Below are 21,375 nucleotides of genomic sequence, written 5' to 3' on the forward strand. Positions count from 1 at the left end.
CTGTATGGAACTATTATTGTTAGATCTCAATCTGTTCACTGATTTTACCGTATCTTCTTTCTCGCCCCTGATAATCAAGGATAGCTTCGTACAATTCTTCTTCTCCGAAATCGGGCCAGAACGTTTCCGTAAAATAAAATTCCGCATAAGCACATTGCCAAAGAAGAAAATTACTTATTCGTTGTTCTCCGCCTGTTCGTACCAGTAGGTCGGGATCAGGGAAATCGCGTGTGGATAGATAACTGCCAATGGTTTCTTCATCAATATCTTTTTCCTGTAAGACACCTTTGGCAACGTCGCCGGCGATTTTTCTGGCGGCATTTGTCAGCTCCCATTTCGATGAATAACTTAATGCAATCACCATGGTAATACGTGTGCCACCCTCCGTATCGCGGATACATCCTTCTAAAGCTGTCCTGGCGTACTCAGGCAATCTATTCATGTCGCCTATACACAGAATCTTGACTCCATTCTTTTTTAACTCGTCAGTTTCCCTGGAGATGGCATATACCATTAAATCCATCAGCCCACTAACCTCTTCACTGGGACGATTCCAGTTCTCAGTAGAAAAAGCATAAAGTGTAAGATATTGAACAGATGCTTTGGCTGAGGCTTCAACTATTTTTTTTATAGCTTTTACACCTTCTTTATGCCCTTCGCCTCTATCAAGGCCTCTGGCTTTTGCCCATCGTCCGTTACCGTCCATAATAATAGCTATGTGGACGGGAATGCGGTTTTTATCTAGTTTGTCAAATAACGACATCTCTATTAACGGCTATATAGTTAATTACCATGACACGGATCATTGCGCATTCCGAATTCCCATGTCAGGTAAATCATAGTTAATGAATACCAATCCCGGTTTTTTAGGATACTGCTTTCAATTCCGTATGGATTCTTTAAGCTCCATTCCTCATCTGTTCCGGTAACATCGAAATCGTCGCCAAACAGTTTACGAAAAGAAAACTCAAAACCGATATGCAGTCTGTTTTTTAATTTACATTTAAAACCTGCCCCAAAAGGCAAGTTCGCATTCAGGAACTCACTTTTACCCGTGGCATACGTCACTCCGGTGCCGGCAAACAGATAGGGGGTATATCGTTTAGTGCCTCTGTAAGCAAACTTATCACTGTAGGGGAAGAAATTGAACTCCACCTGAGCCCCTATCTCCGCGAATGTACGGTGAAAAGATGCCTTTTGGTCAAAAGGAAACCTGTTTCCCGAGTCTTCGCTGTTGCCTGAAACTGTTCCTGCAATAAGGTTCGCCTTTATTGCCCAATAAAAGTTGATGTTATATCTGAACAGGATACCGCTTGCTATGCCCGGGTTGAGATAAAGTTTTGATCTATTGGCATCACCCATATAAAACGATGTCCCCGCTGCTCCGCCAATCTCATATTTATAATCCTGGGGAAACATGTATGCAGAGAATGTGATAAATAGAAGGGTGAACACCCAAAAAGGGATAAAATTTGATTTTTCTTGAATTTTCATTCTTTCGTTACTGATTGGGTTACTCTACCCTTATTAACGAAGAACAGGTTCATAAATTATCCTCTTACAACAAATGTTTATCAATTCAGTGCAAATTTATTAAGCCTTCCTCTCCACACATCAACAATTTGATCCTGGGTTGAAGATATTCCGCCGAATATCCATATATAGTTATTTGCATCTACAATAACGGATGCATTAGTTCTGTAGCTGAATTCTGCAGGAAAAGCCTGATTATCCGCCGATTTTTTCCAGTCGAGGCCAAAATTGTCCGAATAGATAAGCATGTTTTTTTCTGACGATGCTGTAATCATATAGGGTTTATTGTCATAGAAAAACAACCTGCTGCCTTTCAGTGATACAGATGCAGGTTTTCTTGCAGTGATATGAGTGATGATACCATCTTTTTCCTGAAGTATAAAGATGTCGTTGTTGCTGTTGTTGTCCGCACTGTATCCTCCTGACAGAATGATGTATTTTACCCCGAAAGAGAGGTCATTTTTCACTTTCGCGGCTGAATAGTCCTTAATGGGAATATTACCCGGAACGCTGTTCAGAAGTTTGATTTCAGAGAAATCTTTCGATTTGGCAAACATCAGAGAACCGTTATTGTTTACCGTAATCAAGATATCTCCACCTGATGCAGATGGGAGTACTTCGTAAATAGCCTCCACGTCGTAATTTGTGGCAATCTGACTCCAGATGATCCCATCGGTAGATTTATAGACTTTTTTTGTTGCCTCATCTAGCACGAAGGCAAGGTCCCCTGATACCACAAGAGATGAAAACCTTACGCTATTGGGTAATCCTGTCAGGTTAGCCTTGCTCCAGTTAACTCCATCGGCCACAACTGACGTCATAGCGTCTATTTCCGTTCCCGATTTGTAATAGGTGATGAACCGGTTGTTGAAAACAACAGTTTTTTGCTCATCTGCCTGCGATGGTATATAATTATCCGTTTTGTTTTCCCATGTGATCAAATATGGATCCTGTTGATAAACATTTAGTCGGAAGTGGTATATTTTTGAGTTGATCCCATCTGGTGCCGTTGTGGTTATCTTGAGTAACCGTGATAGAGCAACCGAGTCGGACTGTACCCAAGCGTATGAAGAGTCTGGCACAAGAAGCAACATAACGAGGCTGAAAGGGCTATAGCCATTTGCTCCCGTAATATTCATGACCACGCTGTCCACATTAAATTGAAATGGTAAAGGCTCCTTGTTGAAGATCATCCCGTTAACCTGGTCAATAGTGAATGCAGTTGCTGGTAACAACCTGGAAGTGTCTGCCTTGGACGACAGAGAGAAAGCATAAATCTGTGCATCAGGCGAATATTCCACATTGTTGTCGGATGAATTAAGGCAAGAGGATAGAAACAAAAGGTTCATGACAATCACCGATGCCCAAAGGAAATATTTAGATATCATTAGTTTCAAATATATTGTATACCACGTTTATGATATGCAAAAGTAGGAAGATTTTTCGCTTAAACCATACCAAAATGAATATTTAAAGAAAATTTCGAGTTATTTCACTCTTTAAATGGAATTGCAACGAATTTAGATACTTTTCAACACTGATTGTTTTACCCTTTATTTCCGGTGCTTTTACACCCGAAAAAAGCTTTTTGTCAGAAATCTCTACATAAGCTTCATCCCATAGGCTTTTCTCTATGAATGAGTTTAGCAGGCTTGTGCCGCCTTCAACGAGCAATGAGTATATCTTTTCATTGTACAGGCTACTTAAAATTTGCCTGTTGGTATCTTTGGTAAAATCAATTTCAATATATTTCACCTGCTTGTTATCTTTATCAATAGCTGGCGCCGATGCGGTAAAAACAATAGCAGGAGCTGAACCGTCGAAGAGGGCCGAGTTCGCTGGTATCTTGTTCTCCCTGTCAATAACGATTCTGGAGGGGTGGGGGCCAAACCACTTTCTGGCAGTCAGTTGAGGGTTATCCAAGAGAGCCGTTTTGGTGCCAACAATAATTCCCTGTGCATGAGTTCGAAATTTATGAACAACTGTGTTTGTAAAGCTATTTGATATTTTCGCAGGTGCCATGTCATCTATTGAGTCCCGTATAACATCAATGAAACCGTCTTTGCTTTGTGCCCATTTCAGCATCACAAACGGCCTTTTGAAGAGTTGGTTCACGAAGAACATTTTATTCAACTCGCATGCTTCCTCACCCATTATTCCCACTGTTACATCAATGCCGTTATTGCTCATTATTTCAATTCCCTTGCCAGACACCGCCGGATTAGGATCTTTAATGGCCAGCACCACTCTTGGTATCTTATTAGAGACTATCATTTGTGCGCATGGAGGTGTTTTGCCGTGGTGTGAGCATGGTTCCAAAGATACATAAAGGGTTGAATCCCGCAGGAGTGAAACATCTTTCACTGAGGCAATGGCGTTTACTTCGGCGTGAGGGCCCCCATATTGCCGGTGATATCCTTCCCCAATTATTTTGTTGCAATGTACAATAACGGCTCCTACCAGCGGATTCGGCTTTGTAAAGCCTTCTCCTTTTAGGGCAAGTTGCAGGCACCGGTCCATAAATATAGGATTTATCTCCATTTTAGCTATCTTTGTTGAATCAGACAACGGCCGTTTTACAACGACTCTGATTTAATTATTTGGGCATATTTGTTATACAGATTATTCAAAAAATGAGGCATTTCGTTGACCATCTACGGCGTGAATTGAATGGATTGTATTCCAATCAGGAAATTATTGCGCTTGCCCGCCTTCTTATAGAAGAGATATATAATATCCCTTTTGGTTCTGTAAGTGACAAAATTAATAATTTATCCTTTTCCCGAACAAGAAAAGTCAATGATATTATATCCAGGCTTAAAAACGGAGAGCCTGTGCAGTATATATTGGGGAGGACTGAGTTTTACGGATTGTCGTTCATCGTGACTCCCGACGTGCTTATTCCCCGTCCCGAGACTGAAGAGCTTGTGGAGTGGGTATTGTATGAAAATAAATATGAGACAGGTAAGGTTTTGGATATAGGAACGGGCAGTGGATGCATTGCAGTTGCCCTGGCAAAAAAAATGGCTCCGGCTGAAGTATATGCCTGGGATATATCTGACAATGCGCTTTTAGTTGCTGTTGAAAACGCCCGGATTAATGATGCAGTTGTACATTTTGCCCACAGGGACATATTTCAGCCATTCAATACAGATATTTTTTACAATGTGATCGTGAGTAATCCGCCTTATGTGATGGAGTCTGAAAAAGAGGAGATGGAAAGGAGTGTGCTTAGCTTTGAACCCCATAAAGCGCTGTTTGTTCCTGATAATAAACCGCTGTTGTTCTATGAACGGATTGCTGATATAGCGTTTGAGGCGTTAAGCAATAGGGGTAAACTCTATTTTGAAATAAACAGGGATAAAGGTGCAGAGATACAAAGTATGCTCCTTGACAGGGGATTTGTTTCTGTGGAGTTACGAAAAGATATTTCCGGCAATTGGCGAATGATTCGTGCTGAGAAGCCATGACAAAATGAATGAAGACAGAAAAATAATTACAGAGGAGCAGGCATTTGCACGAATGGCACGTACCTGTTCACAAAAAGAGTGCTGTAGGTTCGATGTACGAAAGAAACTTTCGGGAATGAACTTATCTGAACAGGCTGTGGAAAAAATCATAGAAATGCTGATAGCCGGGAAATTTATTGATGATAAAAGGTTTATCCGGAGCTTTATAAATGATAAGCTTCATTTTAATAAATGGGGAAGAATAAAAATTGAAGCCTCGCTGCGACAAAAGCATGTTCCTAAAGAGCTGATTGATGAGGTGTTTTCGGAATTTTCCTCCAGCGATTTGAACGAGCCGTTGCAGCCGTTGCTTGAAAAAAAGATAAAAACAATAACTGCTGGTTCTGAATACGAGAGAAATGGTAAGCTTATTCGTTATGCACTTGGAAGGGGCTTTCCAATAAGTGAGATTTTGCGATGTATGAAAAGAATGAACCTCGATAATATTCCCGATTAAACAGGCGTCTGACTCCGTGACAATTAGCCGGACAATCGGGATTGGCGATCCGATAAATATTTGTTATAGATAATCAGGTGGATATGAGAAGTCTAAGAGGAAAATTCCGGTTGATAGTAAAAGAATTCTCAAACCTTTTTTTTCCGAATGTGTGTGTAATCTGTGGCGAGGAGTTACTAAGCTCTGAGGTGGGTGCATGCCTGAAATGTTTGTATAGGCTTCCCAAAACAAATAATTTCAGACATTCTGGCAATGCTGCAGAAAAGCTTATGGCGGGCAGGATTCCTTTTGAGCGGATTGCTTCCTATTGTGTTTATGCAAAAGGGGGTATGCTTGCCCCCCTGATATATCATCTTAAATATTATCACGGTAAAGAGATCGGCCTCCTGCTTGGCAGAATGTTCGGTAAAGATCTTGTGGAAAGTGATTTTCTTAAACCTGTGGATATGATAGTACCTGTTCCGCTGCATCCTAAGAAAGAGAAAAAACGTGGCTACAACCAGGCTTATCTCATTTCGAAAGGATTATCGGAAGCAACTTCTCTTCCTGTATCGTCTGGGAACCTGGTCAGGATAATATATAACCCCACGCAGACCAAACGCACCAAGACGCAACGCTGGGAGAATGTCAGGGATATTTTCAGTGTTAACGATCCCGCGGAATTTGAACAAAAACACCTCCTTCTGGTTGACGACGTGATTACTACCGGTTCAACTTTGGAAGCTTGCGGAGTGGCATTACATCAATGCAAAAATCTGAAAATTAGTATAGCTACACTGGGAGAGGTTTTTTAATTGTATTTTTATTTAAAATAACATTCAAATCATCTTTAAAAAGCTTACTTTTGTAGTTAGTCTGCATAATGGTCATCAAGAAATATGAAGCTGGCATGATTAAAACAATAATTAAATGCGTGAAGGGAGTGGTTATTTCCATTTAGCTAAATGATCAGAGGCCAAACTTGTTTAGACTAGGTTATTGCGGATAAATACCCAATTCCGGTGGTATATTAATTATCAAGGGCCAGATACAACTAAAAGAATAAAATTAATTGTATGAACACAGTACAGAAACTTACAGCCGAAAAACTTCTCAAGGTAAAAGCTATTAAGCTGCAGCCATCCAATCCGTTCACATGGGCTTCGGGCTGGAAATCTCCCATATATTGCGATAATCGCAAATTGATGTCGTATCCATCCATACGCAATTTTATAAAAATTGAGTTCGCGCGAATTATCATGGAAAAATATCCGCAAGCGGATGCTATTGCAGGTGTAGCTACAGGTGCTATCGCTCCGGGTGTGCTGGTCGCCGACCTGCTTGATTTGCCCTTTGTGTATATTCGTTCAACACCTAAGGATCACGGCCTGGAAAATTTGATAGAAGGTGATCTAAAACCGAAGCAGAAGGTTATAGTTATTGAGGATCTGGTCTCTACCGGAGGGAGCAGCCTTAAGGCAGTGGAGGCAATACGTCGCGATGGTTCCGATGTACTTGGCATGCTGGCAGTGTTTACCTACGGCTTCCCCCAGGCAATGCAAAGTATGCACGAAGCACGGGTAGAGCTTACCACACTTTCAAATTACGAAGCAATACTTGATGAGGCTATGGCAACCGACTACATTGATGAATCGGAGTTGAACACTTTGCAGGACTGGCGTAGAGATCCTGAAAACTGGGGACAATCCTTTAAAAAATCAAAGAGATGACCGAATTTGTCAGTGATATAAAAATCATACCCTACAGTGATGAGGAAGTTTTCAGGGTTCTCTCAGATCTTCGCAAGCTGGAGCTGGTGAAAGAACGGATACCTGAAAATAAAATCAGCGATTTCACCTTCGATCAAGACAGCGTTTCCTTTCGTGTTGATCCTATTGGAAAGGTAACCTTCATTGTAGTGGAACGGGAGGCTAACAAGCTGGTGAAGTTCAAATCAGAGAAACTGCCATTCGATATATTTTTATGGATACAACTGGCAGCAAAAGCTGAGAAGGATACCAGGCTTCGGATAACTGTAAAGGCCGAACTTAATCCTTTTATGAAGGGGATGGTAGAGAAACCAATCAGGGAGGTAGTTGATAAAATATCGGATGCTTTGGCCCTGCTTCCTTATGGCCAGTTGTGACTCTATTCCTGCTGCCGGGTGTAAACAGCAGTTATTTGACTGATTGTTTACGATTTGACCGAACAGTAAGGGCAAGCGGTTCGGAGCTAACAGCGGAGCCTTTCCTGGCTCTATTCACTTGAATGGGGCCTATTCATTCGCCAATTCCAAATTAATTCTTTCTCCTTTCTCCATTTTTATCGAGACAAATCCGTCTTCGGTATTTATCTTTTTTCCGTTTTGTTTTACTGTTGAGGCATATTCGGGTATTTTTAACCTGATGATGCCGGCTGTTTTGGCTGTCAGGGTTAGAGAGGAGACTTTATTACCTTTCCACTCTGCGCTTACTTCAGCGCCGCCGCGTACACGGAGCCCCTTAAAACTGCCCGAAGCCCAGTTGCATGGCAGAGCCGGCAGTAGGTGGATGTAACCATTCTGACTCTGGATAAGCATCTCTGCTATGCCAGATGTGCCACCAAAGTTGCCGTCTATCTGAAATGGTGGATGTGCACATAAGAGGTTGGGATAGGTCCCTCCGCCACTGCTCATTCTTACTTCATTTCCGCATGCCGGTTCTAGCAAGCTTTTTAGAAGTTTATAAGCCCTGTTGCCATCATTCAGGCGTGCCCAGAAGTTTACTTTCCATGCCCGTGACCATCCGGTTCCGCCGTCACCGCGCCGGTTGAGTGACTTGCGTGCAGCTTCGGCCAGCTCAGGTGTGGTGATGGGTGAAATCTGGTTAGAAGGATGAAGTCCGTAAAGGTGAGATACATGCCGGTGCTGCGGATCTTGTTCCTCGTAATCTTCAAGCCACTCCTGCAGATAACCTTCCCCGCTTATCTGTAAAGGAGGCAGTTGAGTCATTGCTTTACATATCCTTTTTGTGATATTATCTTCAATGCCAAGTATATCTGCTGCAGAGAGTGTGTTGGTAAACAATTCCTTCACAAGCTGAACATCCATCGTAGGTCCCATGCAAACAAATAGAGCATCCCTGTTCCCGGGTAGATAAAATGCATTTTCAGGTGAAGAGGAAGGGGCTGTTACCAACCAGCTGTTTTTAGGCTCTTTGATCATACTGTTCAGGAAAAACTCTGCTGCACCAGACAGTACCGGATAGATAGAATGCAGATACTCTTTATCCATTGAAAATGCATAATGCTCCCAGAGGTGGGCACACAGCCATGCACCACCGGTGTTGGTTGCTCCCCACGAAGCATGTTCGCCCGGCGCTGTAAAATTCCACGGATTGCTCATCATATGTGATACCCATCCGTCCGAACCGTAAAATGTAGCAGCAGTTTTCTTTCCCGACGGGACAAGCGATCTTGTGAAGTTGATCAGCGGCTTGTGCAGTTCCGGCAAGTTACATACCTCTGCCGGCCAGTAGTTCATCTGTACATTGATATTTAGGTGGTAGTCGCCGTTCCAGGGAGTCTGCAGCTGGTTGGTCCATAACCCCTGCAGGTTGAGCGGCAAACTTTTTTCATTGGTTCCGCTAATCATCAGATAGCGTCCGTATTGAAAATAGAGTGCAGCAAATGCCGGGTCATCGTTCAATTGAAAAGAAACAAGCCTTTCGTTGGTGGGAGTTGTGTTGTCCTGGTCACCCAGGTTTAACTCCACCCGGTTGAATTTATCTCTGTATGCAGCAATGTGATCCTGCTTAAGTTTCTTAAAAGAACTTTTTTTTGCTTCTGCAAGCAGGTTGTCAACCGTTGTGAGGAAATTCTTATCCAGCATATTGGTCGAGGTTGATACAAGTATCACCGCTTCATCGGCATTTGTTAGAGAAAGCAAACTGTCATTTGATGTCAGTTCACCCCCCTTGTTCACTATTTCCAGCCGGGTATGATACCGTACGCCTTTATTACCGTTATGTCCATCGTTTAGCTGTCCTTCCATGAAAAGCGTATTCTCTTTTGTGTGTACCTTAGCCCGTTCGGGGCGGCTCAAAGCAGCTTTGAAAGAAATTGAATTCTTTTTATCTGCCGATAACCTTATTACAAGTACATCGTGAGCGTGCGATGCAAAATATTCGCGTTTAAATGTCGTGCTGCCCATGATGAACTTTGTGGAAATAACCGCATTGTTCAATGATAGTTTGTGCTCATAGTCGATTACACTATCTTTTTGTGGATATAAATAGTTGATATACAGATTCCCTAACATTTGGAAACATCCGTAGGGCGCATCTTTTCCGTTTCCGTAGGCAGAACCTTTTCCACCACAACGGAACTCTTTATACATAAGGTCCTGAGCCTCCCTGTTTTTGCCTTCGAGCAACAGGGCCCTTATTTCTGGCAAATAGTTTATGGCGTTTGTATTGAAAGCTTCAGGGTCTTCGCTACCCGACCACATAGTGATATCGTTCAATACAATGTGCTCATTATAAATATCTCCATCCGGCATCATTCCGATGCGCCCGTTGCCCAGTGGAAGAGTTCTCTCCCAGCTTTCAGCAGGGGAATTGTAACGCAAAGCCAGCTCACCGGTATTTTGTGTTTTGTTGCAGGAAAACAGCTGAACTGACGCGAGCGCAAGCGCTAAAAAACTATATTTCATCTACCTGGCGATTAGTTGTTGTTGATTAATAACACTGCATCAGGTGAAGATAATTCGGTTCTGATATCTTTTACAAGATCTGTTCCATCTTCAAACTGGTTATTTTTAATCACAACATTGTTAACCCGCTCAAAGAAAAATGGATATTCGTTCCAGTGAAACGGCTCAAAATCTGAGTTTTTTCGTATGGTGTTATTCCGGAAGGCAAGCCCGTCGGTTGATTTAGCGTAGACAATGGGACGATCGAAAGTTTCAAAAATATTGTTTTCTATTACAATTCCTGAATGGAAAAACTTTTGCTGTTCTTTCAGGTTGGGAATTTCGGGGTAAATTGAGATAACGGCGTTAGTGAACTGGTAATAGGCTGTAAGAGCATTAACAAAGCGGTTATTCCTTATGATCACCTCCCTGCATGCACCTGTTTCAAACCATCCGTTGCAATCTCCACAAAGCAGGATTGCTGTGCCGTGTGTATGGTCGAACAGATTATTTTCACATACCACCCTTTTGGGTGTGCTGAATAGTGCACCTCGTGCCCGATTGTTTCTGATGGTATTGTTTGAAAAGATTACTTCAGGTGTCCAGGACAGGTTTTCTACACCGTAACTGCCCTCTCCCGAGATTTCAAGTGGCAGATTGCCAGTGAAAATAATTTCAAATTCTTTAGCACCAAATTCGGTCGGTTTGTCAATCGCTCTTATCAATTTGATTGAGTTACGATGTTCTCCTGCAAGCTCCATTTTATTCGATTCCACAAATTGTACCGAATCGCCTGGTTCTCCCCATTTGAAACCCCAGGCCTGCGGATGCATATAACATGCTTGTAGGGTACTGTCGTTTATTCGTTTGGTTATTTGCAGATAGGTCCCGTGAACATTGATTGCATCATCTGCCATCCCTTCATACAGGCCGTTTTTGGAAATGATCACCCCTTTGCAGGCAGAAAAGTGAGTTGCATCGGCCTGTGTGGTGAAATATCTCGGGTCATTATCTCCTCTGAGGCAAACTGAGAAACCATCCAGCGTAATGTTTTCACTCATTTGAGCAAGCAGTCCCATTCCTTCGGAATAGTGTACTGTTATATTCTTCAAAGTGGTATTAGTGCATTCACTGACAAAAATACCTGGTGTAGGGCGATGGTATGAACGTAATGCAAAGCGTTCTCCGGGTGATGTTAATGATGTTTGTCCCCATCCTGAAATTATAAGTGTGTCCGGAGTTTTCTCAATGATGGCTGCAGGATTGAAGCTCACATCCTGACGTCTGTATGCAAGCCGTCTGTCGGCCCGGAACGGCATTGCAGTGTAAAGAGGATTTTCGTATCCTTCACCGCATGCAAACAGCTTGTTACCTTGAATACGATGATTCCCGCCTGGATAAATTTCAGCAATCACAATATCGGAATCTCTGTTTACTTTCAAAATATTAAGTTGGCGAAGAGCCGGTATTTCAAAATCTACAGAAAAGTTTTTTAAAGTTATGTTTTCACTTTTCACCAAAGCAAAAGGGATCATCCTTCCATGAAAAATGAGTTCTGAACCCTGTCCGTCAATGGTTATATTTTTCAATCCTTCCAGCACGATGCCTGCTTTTTTAGGGTTGTCCTGGTCGTGATTGGAAATGTAGTATTCTCGAGTGAAAGCGCTGTCAGGAAAAAAATCGTAGCGCCCTTTAGGAAATGTAACCAAAATATGCCCGGTATCCTGTCGCACCTTCAGATGTTCGATCATCTTTTTCGCAGCTATTGACGCATTCTCTTTGGTTTCAGGCTCGATGCCAAATGAGCTGAAAGAGATAGATGAAGGTGATTTATTGCAACCCAACATCAAAAATAAAATGAGAGAAAGGAGGTAAAAAAGTTTCATGTGTTTATTTTTATTTTAATGTTCAAGATAAACGTTATCTAGTTATTATCAATCATTGAATTAGCATCCATCTGCAAATAAAACAATTTTTGCCTTACAGGTAGTAAAGGATCCCTTTAAGAGAGCTATCAATAAAAATACCTGCGCCTATTTGTCCTCAATCCGTACACCAGAATCATAAAAAAGCACACTAATGGAAGTGTAAACGAAATATTAACTGCCGGTAGCCCTGCTACACTCCCCAAATCTATTATAGCTCCCTGCAAGGGAGGCATTAATGCTCCGCCAACAATGGCCATTACCAGCCCTGCTGCACCCAGTGTGGAGTCATCGCCCAATCCTTTCAGTGCTATACCGTATATAGTGGGGAACATGAGTGACATAAAAGCGGAGGTTGCCACCAGGCAGTACAAACCGGTTGTACCCCCTACAAAAATAACACCCAGTGTTGTTGCGATAGCCCCGGTAGCAAATAGTGTAAGCATGCGCGATGGCTTCAGGTATTTCATCAGGTATGTACTGATAAAACGGCTCAACAGAAACAGGATCATCGCCAAAATATTGTAGCGTTGTCCCACTGCTTTTGGAATGCCAATATTCTCTGCATACTGTATAATAAATGTCCAGCACATTATTTGGGCAGCCACATAGAAGAACTGAGCAATTACTCCTTCACGGTAGTTCCGGTTTTTAAAGAGCCTTTTTGCGGAGTCAGACGATCGGATGTTTGTCCGTTCTGCCGTCTGTGTTATCGGCATCCTCGCCATTGCAATTATAACAAACATGATCAGCACAACACCTCCTATTATGACATAAGGGTTACGTATGATGGCCAGGTCATGTGTTCGTATGGCGGCTTTCTCTGCTTCGCTTAAAGTGGAGAACAACAGGTTGCCTGCAGCATCTCTCCTTTCGGAGTAAAGAGAGGTGAGCACGTAGTTAGATGCCACAAACATACCAAGTAGCGAGCCCATAGGATTGAAAGACTGAGCTAAGTTCAATCTCCGGGTCGATGTCGCTTCGTCACCCATAGAAATAATATATGGATTAGCGGTCGTTTCCAGGAAAGCCAGGCCGAATGTCAGGATATATAGTGAAATTAGAAAGAATGAGAATGCCTCGAACCGTGCGGCCGGGATAAACAGGAACGCACCGGTGGCGTAGAGTGCCAGCCCCAGCAAAATACCTTTTTTGTAGCTGTACTTCCTGACAAAAAGCGCTGCTGGGATAGCCATGGTTCCATATCCGCCATAGAAGGCCAACTGTATCAGCGCAGCTTCAGAATTAGGAATCTCCATGATAGTCCGGAACGCGGCTACCATTGGATTGGTGATGTCGTTTGCAAAACCCCACAAAGCAAAAAGGCTGGTGATGAGGATAAACGGAATCAGATTTTTTTTATCTACTACCTTTGCATTCATATGTTTGCCTTACCTGATTATTTGTAAATCGGACCGAAGTTCGCACAGGCGCGGTAGTCGGCACCCTCCTTGTCCATTCCGAAAGCATTCCATGCTGCCGGGCGGAAGATATCGCTATCATCTACGTTGTGCAGACTGACCGGGATGCGGAGCATTGATGCGAGCGTGATCAAATCCTTACCGATATGCCCGTAGCTGATTGCACCGTGGTTGGCACCCCAGTTGTTCATCACCGAATAAACATCCCTGAATGCCGGTTTGTCTGTTAATCGGGGTACGAACCATGTGGTTGGCCATGTTTTGTCGGTGCGTTCGTTTAGTATCTTGTGCATTTCGGCTTCCAGTTCAACCGTCCATCCTTCAGCAATCTGCAACACAGGACCCAGCCCTTTTACCAGGTTTAGCCGGCTCATCGTGACTGGCATGCCGCCTTCCGATAGAAAATTTGAGGAGTACCCTCCTCCCCGGAAATAGTCGAGGTTAGCCGGATACCAAGTGGTTGCAGCAAGGCATTCTTCCATCTCCTGTTCCGATATTTCCCAGAAAGGCTTCATGGCAGGGGCTCCGTTTTTCCGCTGTTTGCCGGTACCATCGAGAGTGGTTGATCCAGAGTTTATAAGATGGATGATTCCGTTCGAAGCCTTTCCGGATAGAGTCTTCCCGGTGACTCGTTCCACGGACTCAGGGCTCCAGTATGTCCGCACATCTGAAAAGATCTGTGCAGTGTTGGTGAGCAGATGTCCAAAAAGCATTGCCACACCATTAAGAGCATCGTTTTCGGTTGCTACCACAAAGGCTTCTCGCATCCCGTTCCAGTCGAAAGAGCTGTTCAGCACAGCCTCCGAAAAATCGCCGTTCGGAAGGAAGTCTGTCCATTGTCGTTGTCCCTGAAATCCGGCTGCGATAGCATTATGCCCAATCGCCTCTTCTTTGAAGCCCATTGCTTCAAGTTTTTTATTTCCGGTCATCAGGTCACGTATGATAAGAGTCATTTTCACCACGAACTCCCAATCCTCGTCCATCGCGGTCCGTGATTTACGTTTAACCTCAGAATTGAAATCGTCAGCCTCATTAGGTTTGCAGTATTTTTCCGTCCAGTCCATTGCAATTGCAAACTCTTCACGGTCGTATATACCCTCTTTGATGCGCCGCAATATTTCTGTAGAATCAACAGATTCGCAGCGCATACCAAGATAATTCTGGAAGAAATCTGGATTAACGATGGAGCCTGCTATACCCATTGAGACACTTCCTATAGAAAGATAAGAACGTCCGCGTATTGTAGCAGCCGCTTGTGCGGCCCGGGCAAAGCGAAGAATTTTTCCGGCCACGTCTTCAGGTATAGAATTGTCGGATGCATCCTGTACGTTTCGCCCATATATGCCATAAGCCGGTAACCCTTTTTGAGCGTGAGCTGCCAGTACGGCTGCCAGATAAACAGCTCCAGGGCGTTCCGTACCGTTAAATCCCCAGACTGCTTTGGGATAGTAGGGGTTCATATCCATGGTTTCGGAGCCGTAGCACCAACATGAGGTTACAGTAATAGTGGAGCCTACACCTTCGCGTTCAAATTTTGCAGCGCATGCAGCGCTTTCGCCCACACGTCCGATGGTAGTATCTGCAATAACACATTCGACGGGGCTTCCGTCTCCGTTTTTCAGGTTGTCACCTATCAGTATCGCAACCGCTTTGGCAAGATTCATTGTCTTTTCCTCGAGACTTTCCCTTACACCTCCCTGTCGTCCGTCAATTACGGGACGTATACCAATTTTCGGGTAATTTTTCATACTATTTAAACTATTTTTTTCACAAAGTTAGACTTTTTCTAACTCTGTTCCACTTTTTGAGCTCTGTTCCAACTTTTAAACTTCGTTCCACTTTTTCTCATGACAACATAATCGAAATAAATTCGCCTTCTGCTCATCCAGCATAACGAAAAAGTTAAAAGTGCAGAAGACGGTTTTTGATTTAATAATTCTATTGCCTTCCCCAAACATCCTTTAGATTGCTGTTAAACAGTTTGATATGGGAAAAATGCCGAAGATTGCCTTTAAAGTTATAAGTGAAATTTCAGCGCTGCACTGGCAGCTATGCTGCTCTGTGCTGTTGCATGCTGACAAAATTATTGTATTAAATTAAAATAAAAAATTTTTCTCTTATGTTAGATAACATGTTTCAAGGAGTTAAATACACTATTTATTCACTTCTAATGCTTCTTTTTTTGATATACTGTCGAGTTCGGAGATTAAATCGTTGAAAGAGTTTTCTTCTATCTGTTGTATCTGTATTATCAAAGCGTGTGGCTTAACCCGTCTTGTCATTTCAATTTCCATCAGTCTCTCGGGGAAACGTTTTCTGATACCCGTGACTTCATTCATAAATAAAGAGTCTTCGCCATGGTAAAGTGCATTTGCCGCCTGTTGTAGTATAAATGCCCCCAGGCTGTCGGGGTAATGTATCAGTATCTGGTTCAAATATTCGTTGCTCCTTCCGAAGCTCTCGTGAGCTTCGTTGGTTAATCCTTTTGCCGCCTGAAACAGGCCGAGTTGAAATAGGTATTCTCCTGTTATTGCGCCTTTGCTGTCAGCCTTTCTTTGAACAATTAACGCGGAGTCGAGCAAGCCCAATTCAGACAACAATTTTGCTTTTACTCCGTAATAATCAGGATTCAGGCTATCTATTTCCAGTGCCGAATCCAGCAGATTTATACACTTCCTGGTTGAATCTTTGTCGTAATAAGACAATAAACCGGTTGCCTCCCTGAAAAAAATATCAGCTTTTTGATTTACTTTGTGTGGTGTAACATCAATTTTGCTGCTGTGTTTACATCCGGTAAAACAGATAGAGATAAGGGTGCTTATAAAAATTATTTTTCTTGTCATGTCGTTTTGCATTTATCTGAAAAAGAGGGAGGGGTCTTCCCCCCCCTCTTAAGGAAAATGTTTAATTTTCTACTAAATAGAAGCAGAATATGGTTCTCTTTTTATTTCAGGGGATGCGGCTGAAAAAGCTCATTGTTTTATAGCGTATTGATAAAGTTGAAACACCTGTTCAACCGAGTCGAAATCTGTTTCGTTTTCTTCAATATAAGATTCGAGATTTGCCTTTTTGTCTTTCGGGAAAATCTTCAAAAAACTCCTTTTATTATAGAAGTTTCTGTTCCTTTTTCCCAATTGTACTTCGTAGGTTCTGCTGATGTCGGCTACAACCCGATTATTCTCCCGAACCCCGCTAATGATCCCTTTTCCTGTCAATCCGGTATAGCTGTCCACCGATGCTGTCTCCGTTGTTCCACCATATGTGACTTTGGCGGGCGCTTTTTTCTTCAGGGGGGTATAAGATACATGAAATTTAGGGTCTGCCTGAATAACTTCGGTTGCTTTGCCCTCTGACATAAGAAATATTCTTTTGCCTACATGCATGGCTACAACCATGCTCGGATCGGAAAATTCTTTTTCCCGCTGGTCGGTTTTATCTATAAAAACATATCGGCCGTTTGCCAGATTGAAGTTTAAAGGAACTGCGAACTGCCTTCCATCTTTATAAAAGATGATAGCATCCTGAAAATCCTCAAATAGATACGAAGAATTGGACTTATCTGTTTGAGCTGTTATATAAGTAGAAAGACAAAATGCGAAAATAAGAAGGTGTAAAAGAGATTTCATCCTATTCATTATTTAGAAAAGTCAAAGTTACTTCTATTTACCGAAACAGGGAGATTTGATTGTTATAAATATATTGAACATTTTCTAAAACATTTTCTTACCCGTTGATGTGGATCAACTGAAGCCTTGCTCTGTCACGCCAGCTAATTATTTTATATATGATTAATTGTCAGTGAATTGAAAGATCAGAGGATTAGATCGTCAAAGTCAGGAAAAAGTATTCTCGAGATAAAGAAGGTTAAGGCAGTAAATAACAATATTTTTCGTTATGTAGTTTTAACTAATATAAGTTGCCGTGTTCTTTGAAATGATTTAATTTTACTGTTAATTAAACTTGCCGTTTGTGTGTATTTTTTAACTTTAATTCCGAAAAGGATGAAGACAATTGTTTTAATTTTGGTAGGATCAGCGTTCTGTTTAATCAGTTGTTCTAAGAATGAAGAGTCTGTTTTTTTACTCAATCAGGAATCATAGAGGATAACAATCCATTAAAAACCCGACATGCTATCTTTGAGGATTCTGTGGACGTAATTCCATTCTCACAATCTAGTGGAGAATCATTTCAGGGAGAATTTTCTTATTATAGTAGGAATTATCTTTTACAATTCGATTATAGGATTGATTCCGGAGGACAGGTAACAGAGGCCTATGCGGGAGTCTATGGTAAACACTATTCTGATTATAATTCAAAGGTTGCAGAATTATATACTTTGGGAAGTAAACCTCAATTTTATAATTCTTGGATGGAATTGATTCTCAAATGTAATTATTACGAAGCGACTATAGGAGGTAATGGAACCCTATTTTATTATATTAAAGAACGTTTAACGCTATTAGCTAAATATTATCCAGCTACAAATGAGTATAGTTGTGTAGTAATGGGCAAAGAGAATGGTTTTTGGGATCCCAGAGAGGAGTTATTTCCATGATGCTATCTTGTCGCCTTCTTTAAAATGTCATAAAAACGATGGTTAATAGATTGCTCGTTTATATATGTTGTTTTTTTTTCACTATCCGCATTTCTGCTCAAGAGGCACTTTCTGCAGACACACTGGTGCATCGCTTGTGGAAACAGACCCAGCTCTACCCGCGGGAAAAGATATACGCCCGCACGGACCGACCGGTTTACGTGGCGGGCGACACCCTGCGTTTTAGCGTGCAGGTGGTTAACTTTATCTCGCACCGACCCGAGGGAGCGAGCCGTTACGCGTACGCTGAACTGTACAAGGAGGATTCCCTGGTGTGCCGGATCAAGGTGAGGGGCGACACGCTGGGGGTGATGCCGGGGTACATCCCATTGGACAAGGACCTGTCGCCGGGCATGTATCAGTTGCGGGCGTATACGCGCTACTCGGCCTTCCAGAAGGAACCGTCCGTCTTTACCCGCCCGCTGCTGGTGTTATCGTACAAATATAGCGGTGTAAACCACGGCAGGCCGGGTTATACCGGGGCGGGGCACGGAACCGGGGAGGATAATGCGGGGTACACCGTGAACTTTTATCCCGAGGGGGGGCACGGGGTGGCGGGTGCCCCGTGCCGGTTTGGTTTCGAAGCGGTGCATAATAACGGCTCGGCCGGGGAAGTGACCGGATACGTTGTGGACAGCCGCAGAGATACCCTGTCGCGGTTTGCCACGATGCACGACGGGATGGGGGAGTTTTCCTTCACTCCTCGCCCGGGGGAAGCGTACGAGGCCGTTTGTATCAATAATTATGGTTTGGAGAAGGTGTTCACGCTGCCTCCTGCCGTGACGGGTTCTTTCGCGTTACGCGTGGACGCGGGCGAGGATGCATTCCGGGTTTCCCTGGTACGTGACTCGTTGCCCCCGGATGCCCCGTCGCGTTTTCAACTGCTGGTACTCCAGCGTGGCTTTCCCCTCTACGCGGATGCATGGGACGGGGGACCGCGGGTTTTCCCGAAAAGCGCGTTTCGGGAAGGGATGCTGCATTTCCTGTTGCTTGACAAGGGGCATATCGTGAGCGAGCGGCCGGCGTTCGTGCTCCCGGCTGAAAAGAAAATCGAATGCCTGGTAGCCGGCAAAACCGGTGGCCGCGACAGTCAAGGCCCCACCCGGATTGAACTGGTATTGCAAGACGAGGACGGGAGGCCGATAAACGGGGTGGCCTCCATTGCCGTTACCCGCGAGGGGGATTTTTTACCCGACTCGACCATTACCATTCAAACGGAATTGTTGCTGACTCCCGATTTGCAAGGAGAGGTTCGCGACCCCGGGTGGTATTTCCGGAACGCTGGCGTTCCCGTGGGAAGGGAAGCGATGGACTTGCTGGTACGGGTGCGAGGGTGGAGGCGTTACGAGATTGAGCCTGCCATGCAAGGTGAATACGATGAACCGGACGTATTGCCCGAGGTAAGCGCGCGGGTATCCGGGAGAGTGCTGGACCGGAAGGGAGCGGGGGTGCAAAACTGCGTGGTCACGCTGGCCGCCCCCGGGACGGGTATTCTGGAACAGGCGGTGAGCCGGGAAGACGGTCGTTTTGTCTTTACCGGGTTTGAAATTCCCGAGGGTACCCGCTTCGTGGTTTCGGCGAAGACAGCAACGGGAAGAGAGAATGTTTACCTTGTCCTGGATGAAGTCCCGTCCTGGTTTGAAGGCGTGCCGGCCCCGTTGGCGGCTTCAGGGAAACCGCACGGGGATCACCTCGAGTCCGGTCAATGGCAAGGCTACCGGAATAGGACGCTGGAGAAGTTGGCGAGGGAAGAAACGATGCGGGATATCTTTTTGGAAGAGGTAGAGGTACGTGCCCCCAGGAAAACGTACAATACCGAGTACGAACAACAAGCCGGTACGGTTATTACCGAGGAGCGTATCAAGCAATCGGGATTACCAAACCTTCAAATGGTGCTGAGGGCGTTAGTAGGTATTGGCGGATTATGGTCTCCCCTTCTTGTTTTCGATGGGGTTCCTGTCTACGATTCGGGCTCAGCAGACTTTTTTTTAAATTATCTTCCGGTAGAAGCCATCGGGCAAATAGATATCATAAAAGGACCGCATGCCGTGGGATATTTTAATGGTAAACACAATATGATTGTCGCGGTCTCCACCAAGAGGGGAGGGAAGGGAGGAGCCTATTACGCGAAGACGAACACCGGCTACATTACCCCGATGGGGTATCAACAGCCGGTGGAAGTGTACGCTCCCGCTCCCCGGGTAAACAAGGAACCGGACGTGCCCCTGCCCGATCTCCGATCCGTCTTGTACTGGCAACCGCGGCTGCCAGTAAGGGAGGGTAGGGCGTCGATTGATTTTTACCCGCCTGTAGACGCTCCCGTTTCCGTCGTGATTGAAGGGGTTACACGGGAAGGGGATACCTTTCGGGGTCATTGTTCCTTCGCGTATTGATAGGGCTGGACTACCTGTTCAACCGGATCGCGGTCATTTGCCCGAGTGTTGCTCGTGATGCCTTGTCCGGCTACTCCGGAATACCTATCTACTTCGACTGCTTTGGACAGAATACAAAAAAGGAGGTGAGTATTAGCCCACCCCCTTGAAATGATGTTGTTTGATCTATTCGTTACCCGGGATAGAAAACGATCCTGACCTCGTATAAGCGGGTATACTGAGGAACACCCGCAGGGCGGTAAGCAATATTTTTCACAAGATAGCGCTGCGGTTGAGAAAAATCGCCCGGTTTGCCAAGCTCCGCTGCTCCTTTTACAGGTTCCACAATGCAGTCATAGGGGTTCACTAAAACAAGTTCACCTATGATCTCATTCTTCCTTACCGGAAGAGTAACATACTCTGAACGGTTGTTGGTTGGGTTAGCCAATGTAAAGTCTCCCGTAAACTTACTTCCATCGAACAAGTATCCTTTGTTGGCAGTCTTATATTTGGCGTGATCATTCACGTAAGCGGTGATCACATAAAGTTTACCGCCTGGAGCCTCAGCATTATTCTCTTCTTTAATAGAGCCACTTACAGTAGCTCCAGGTTGTACTACCTCTCCGTTGCTGAGCGTGACTGCTGCCCCGGTCCCATTCTTCCAGCTGCCATTGGAAGCTCCGATTGTTTGAGTGTTAATGTAATTTTCCACCCATTTGTCCCAATTTACGGCATAAATTTGATTCTCAAATAGTTCTCTGGCTTTCACGTCAAATCTGCTCGCTTCTACTTGCGAATAGGTGGACTCAGGAGCTTCTTCAAAAGTCAATCCTTTCTCACAGCCTGATAAAAACCAAACTACGCACAACAGGGCTGCCCCGGTATATAAATTTTTAAGTAATTTATTTATCAACAT

At 44.0% G+C, this 21,375-nt stretch carries 18 protein-coding genes; 7 read left to right on the forward strand and 11 right to left on the reverse strand.

All coding sequences use genetic code 11. The features are described from left to right. Positions 1-19: 19 nt before the first annotated feature. From KDN43_RS04435 to ribD, 4 genes are all read right to left on the reverse strand, one after another. Positions 20-763, reverse strand: coding sequence for an isoprenyl transferase (locus tag KDN43_RS04435; protein WP_238868471.1), 744 nt, complete (start codon positions 761-763; stop codon positions 20-22). 20 nt (positions 764-783) lie between these two features. Further along, the gene (gene porG / locus KDN43_RS04440; RefSeq protein WP_238868472.1) at positions 784-1,494 is read right to left on the reverse strand and encodes a type IX secretion system protein PorG; all 711 of its coding nucleotides are present in this window, start codon (positions 1,492-1,494) and stop codon (positions 784-786) included. An 80-nt stretch (positions 1,495-1,574) separates the two neighbouring features. Then, positions 1,575-2,921 (reverse strand): DUF6242 domain-containing protein, encoded by a 1,347-nt coding sequence (locus tag KDN43_RS04445; protein ID WP_238868473.1) that lies wholly within the window; start codon positions 2,919-2,921, stop codon positions 1,575-1,577. Between the two features lie 82 nt (positions 2,922-3,003). Then, positions 3,004-4,074 (reverse strand): bifunctional diaminohydroxyphosphoribosylaminopyrimidine deaminase/5-amino-6-(5-phosphoribosylamino)uracil reductase RibD, encoded by a 1,071-nt coding sequence (gene ribD, locus KDN43_RS04450; protein ID WP_238868474.1) that lies wholly within the window; start codon positions 4,072-4,074, stop codon positions 3,004-3,006. Between the two features lie 92 nt (positions 4,075-4,166). Between ribD and prmC the strand changes: the two genes are divergently transcribed. The 5 genes from prmC to KDN43_RS04475 all read left to right on the forward strand — a co-directional run bounded on the left by prmC (position 4,167) and on the right by KDN43_RS04475 (position 7,624). Further along, the gene (prmC, locus tag KDN43_RS04455) at positions 4,167-5,003 is read left to right on the forward strand and encodes a peptide chain release factor N(5)-glutamine methyltransferase (protein ID WP_238868475.1); all 837 of its coding nucleotides are present in this window, start codon (positions 4,167-4,169) and stop codon (positions 5,001-5,003) included. Positions 5,004-5,007: 4 nt separating this feature from the next. Next, complete coding sequence (locus KDN43_RS04460; protein WP_238868476.1) at positions 5,008-5,499, forward strand: regulatory protein RecX; 492 nt, start codon at positions 5,008-5,010, stop codon at positions 5,497-5,499. An 83-nt stretch (positions 5,500-5,582) separates the two neighbouring features. After that, on the forward strand, positions 5,583-6,293 hold the full coding sequence (locus tag KDN43_RS04465) for a ComF family protein (RefSeq protein ID WP_238868477.1): 711 nt from the start codon (positions 5,583-5,585) through the stop codon (positions 6,291-6,293). Positions 6,294-6,554: 261 nt separating this feature from the next. Continuing rightward, on the forward strand, positions 6,555-7,208 hold the full coding sequence (pyrE, locus tag KDN43_RS04470) for an orotate phosphoribosyltransferase (RefSeq protein ID WP_238868478.1): 654 nt from the start codon (positions 6,555-6,557) through the stop codon (positions 7,206-7,208). Next, on the forward strand, positions 7,205-7,624 hold the full coding sequence (locus KDN43_RS04475; RefSeq protein WP_238868479.1) for an SRPBCC family protein: 420 nt from the start codon (positions 7,205-7,207) through the stop codon (positions 7,622-7,624). The genes pyrE and KDN43_RS04475 overlap by 4 nt, the downstream gene beginning before the upstream one ends. 129 nt (positions 7,625-7,753) lie before the next feature. Here KDN43_RS04475 and KDN43_RS04480 read toward each other — a convergent pair whose 3' ends face one another. The 6 genes from KDN43_RS04480 to KDN43_RS04505 all read right to left on the reverse strand — a co-directional run bounded on the left by KDN43_RS04480 (position 7,754) and on the right by KDN43_RS04505 (position 17,119). Then, positions 7,754-10,168, reverse strand: a complete 2,415-nt coding sequence (locus tag KDN43_RS04480; RefSeq protein ID WP_238868480.1) for a glycoside hydrolase family 95 protein — start codon at positions 10,166-10,168, stop codon at positions 7,754-7,756. Between the two features lie 11 nt (positions 10,169-10,179). Further along, positions 10,180-12,033, reverse strand: a complete 1,854-nt coding sequence (locus KDN43_RS04485; protein WP_238868481.1) for a right-handed parallel beta-helix repeat-containing protein — start codon at positions 12,031-12,033, stop codon at positions 10,180-10,182. A gap of 128 nt (positions 12,034-12,161) precedes the next feature. Beyond that, on the reverse strand, positions 12,162-13,454 hold the full coding sequence (gene fucP / locus KDN43_RS04490) for an L-fucose:H+ symporter permease (RefSeq protein ID WP_238868482.1): 1,293 nt from the start codon (positions 13,452-13,454) through the stop codon (positions 12,162-12,164). Between the two features lie 17 nt (positions 13,455-13,471). Further along, a complete protein-coding gene (gene fucI / locus KDN43_RS04495) occupies positions 13,472-15,241 on the reverse strand; it encodes an L-fucose isomerase (RefSeq protein ID WP_238868483.1) in 1,770 nt (589 codons plus the stop codon). A 405-nt stretch (positions 15,242-15,646) separates the two neighbouring features. Further along, positions 15,647-16,336, reverse strand: coding sequence for a tetratricopeptide repeat protein (locus tag KDN43_RS04500; protein WP_238868484.1), 690 nt, complete (start codon positions 16,334-16,336; stop codon positions 15,647-15,649). A 129-nt stretch (positions 16,337-16,465) separates the two neighbouring features. After that, positions 16,466-17,119 carry a hypothetical protein gene (locus tag KDN43_RS04505; RefSeq protein WP_238868485.1) on the reverse strand — a complete coding sequence of 218 codons (654 nt, stop codon included), beginning with the start codon at positions 17,117-17,119 and terminating at the stop codon, positions 16,466-16,468. A gap of 521 nt (positions 17,120-17,640) precedes the next feature. Between KDN43_RS04505 and KDN43_RS04510 the strand changes: the two genes are divergently transcribed. Together KDN43_RS04510 and KDN43_RS04515 are read left to right on the forward strand one after the other, a co-directional pair. Continuing rightward, positions 17,641-18,048 (forward strand): hypothetical protein, encoded by a 408-nt coding sequence (locus tag KDN43_RS04510; protein ID WP_238868486.1) that lies wholly within the window; start codon positions 17,641-17,643, stop codon positions 18,046-18,048. A 38-nt stretch (positions 18,049-18,086) separates the two neighbouring features. Then, positions 18,087-20,480, forward strand: a complete 2,394-nt coding sequence (locus tag KDN43_RS04515; RefSeq protein WP_238868487.1) for a TonB-dependent receptor plug domain-containing protein — start codon at positions 18,087-18,089, stop codon at positions 20,478-20,480. A 172-nt stretch (positions 20,481-20,652) separates the two neighbouring features. Here KDN43_RS04515 and KDN43_RS04520 read toward each other — a convergent pair whose 3' ends face one another. Continuing rightward, positions 20,653-21,375 (reverse strand): hypothetical protein, encoded by a 723-nt coding sequence (locus KDN43_RS04520; RefSeq protein ID WP_238868488.1) that lies wholly within the window; start codon positions 21,373-21,375, stop codon positions 20,653-20,655.

This window comes from Proteiniphilum propionicum (assembly GCF_022267555.1).
Taxonomy (GTDB): domain Bacteria; phylum Bacteroidota; class Bacteroidia; order Bacteroidales; family Dysgonomonadaceae; genus Proteiniphilum; species Proteiniphilum propionicum.

What these genes read in the sequence shown, in the direction of transcription:
- KDN43_RS04435 (WP_238868471.1), bottom strand. Translation starts at nt 763, where the DNA reads ATGTCGTTATTTGACAAACTAGATAAAAACCGCATTCCCGTCCACATA.
- porG (WP_238868472.1), bottom strand. Translation starts at nt 1,494, where the DNA reads ATGAAAATTCAAGAAAAATCAAATTTTATCCCTTTTTGGGTGTTCACC.
- KDN43_RS04445 (WP_238868473.1), bottom strand. Translation starts at nt 2,921, where the DNA reads ATGATATCTAAATATTTCCTTTGGGCATCGGTGATTGTCATGAACCTT.
- ribD (WP_238868474.1), bottom strand. Translation starts at nt 4,074, where the DNA reads ATGGAGATAAATCCTATATTTATGGACCGGTGCCTGCAACTTGCCCTA.
- prmC (WP_238868475.1), top strand. Translation starts at nt 4,167, where the DNA reads ATGAGGCATTTCGTTGACCATCTACGGCGTGAATTGAATGGATTGTAT.
- KDN43_RS04460 (WP_238868476.1), top strand. Translation starts at nt 5,008, where the DNA reads ATGAATGAAGACAGAAAAATAATTACAGAGGAGCAGGCATTTGCACGA.
- KDN43_RS04465 (WP_238868477.1), top strand. Translation starts at nt 5,583, where the DNA reads ATGAGAAGTCTAAGAGGAAAATTCCGGTTGATAGTAAAAGAATTCTCA.
- pyrE (WP_238868478.1), top strand. Translation starts at nt 6,555, where the DNA reads ATGAACACAGTACAGAAACTTACAGCCGAAAAACTTCTCAAGGTAAAA.
- KDN43_RS04475 (WP_238868479.1), top strand. Translation starts at nt 7,205, where the DNA reads ATGACCGAATTTGTCAGTGATATAAAAATCATACCCTACAGTGATGAG.
- KDN43_RS04480 (WP_238868480.1), bottom strand. Translation starts at nt 10,168, where the DNA reads ATGAAATATAGTTTTTTAGCGCTTGCGCTCGCGTCAGTTCAGCTGTTT.
- KDN43_RS04485 (WP_238868481.1), bottom strand. Translation starts at nt 12,033, where the DNA reads ATGAAACTTTTTTACCTCCTTTCTCTCATTTTATTTTTGATGTTGGGT.
- fucP (WP_238868482.1), bottom strand. Translation starts at nt 13,454, where the DNA reads ATGAATGCAAAGGTAGTAGATAAAAAAAATCTGATTCCGTTTATCCTC.
- fucI (WP_238868483.1), bottom strand. Translation starts at nt 15,241, where the DNA reads ATGAAAAATTACCCGAAAATTGGTATACGTCCCGTAATTGACGGACGA.
- KDN43_RS04500 (WP_238868484.1), bottom strand. Translation starts at nt 16,336, where the DNA reads ATGACAAGAAAAATAATTTTTATAAGCACCCTTATCTCTATCTGTTTT.
- KDN43_RS04505 (WP_238868485.1), bottom strand. Translation starts at nt 17,119, where the DNA reads ATGAAATCTCTTTTACACCTTCTTATTTTCGCATTTTGTCTTTCTACT.
- KDN43_RS04515 (WP_238868487.1), top strand. Translation starts at nt 18,087, where the DNA reads ATGGTTAATAGATTGCTCGTTTATATATGTTGTTTTTTTTTCACTATC.
- KDN43_RS04520 (WP_238868488.1), bottom strand. Translation starts at nt 21,375, where the DNA reads ATGTTGATAAATAAATTACTTAAAAATTTATATACCGGGGCAGCCCTG.